The organism is Psychrobacter sp. 1Y4 (assembly GCF_051847555.1).
Genome location: NZ_JBPYDE010000509.1, coordinates 1 through 730, shown reverse-complemented (window position 1 = coordinate 730; position 730 = coordinate 1). Strand labels below are relative to the sequence as shown.

General features: G+C 39.0%; 1 protein-coding gene. It reads right to left on the bottom strand.

Translation table 11 applies throughout. From position 1 onward, the window contains the following. Positions 1-219 precede the first annotated feature (219 nt). Complete coding sequence (locus tag ACS8FC_RS17250; protein WP_201600262.1) at positions 220-450, bottom strand: glycine zipper 2TM domain-containing protein; 231 nt, start codon at positions 448-450, stop codon at positions 220-222. Positions 451-730 lie beyond the last annotated feature (280 nt).

The window sequence follows — 730 nt, the reverse complement described above, 5'->3', positions numbered from 1 at the left end:
GGTAACGTACAATCTTGCGATACGTTTAGCGGCGCGCTTTAAAAGTAGTGGCGCGCTTTAAAAGTGATTTACTTTTGACAACTCCGCGCACGGGTTATCAGTACAATAATAACCACACAAAAAGTTGACATAAAAAAGCCTGCAATCAATTGCAGGCTTTTTTTATCCTCTGGTTGACATCACTCAATTTAATAATGAAGAGATATCAGATAGAAGGATTTAGTTATTATCAAGAATGTAACCACCAGCGCCGCCGATAGCTGCACCAGCTAATGCGCCACGAGCGATGTCTTTGCTATCGCCTTTACTTCTGATAAGAGCACCAGCAGCAGCGCCAGCAGTAGCACCTTTAGCAGTATTGCTCATACCGCCACCATATGAATTACAACCAGTCATGATTAGTGCTGAGCTCGTAATTGCTGTCATTGCGATCGTTTTAGCAAATTTCATATTATCACCTATTTATCCATCAAATTTAAAATGTAAGACCTTTAAAAAACAATGTCCATGGTAGTTTCAAATGTATTCCTACTATCTGCCATAATAGTCGGTTGCTGACTATATAGTCGTAGTAAAAGCGCTAAACTTTGCAAACAACATGTAATTGATGTTTCCAGACTGTATCATCAAGCAGGTACTTGCTTATATGAGGTACTTAGCTCAAAAATAGGTAGGCGAGTATTTTGGCAATCGGAAATAAAAAAGACCACCTATTGGCAGTCTTAATATA

What these genes read in the sequence shown, in the direction of transcription:
- ACS8FC_RS17250 (WP_201600262.1), bottom strand. Translation starts at nt 450, where the DNA reads ATGAAATTTGCTAAAACGATCGCAATGACAGCAATTACGAGCTCAGCA.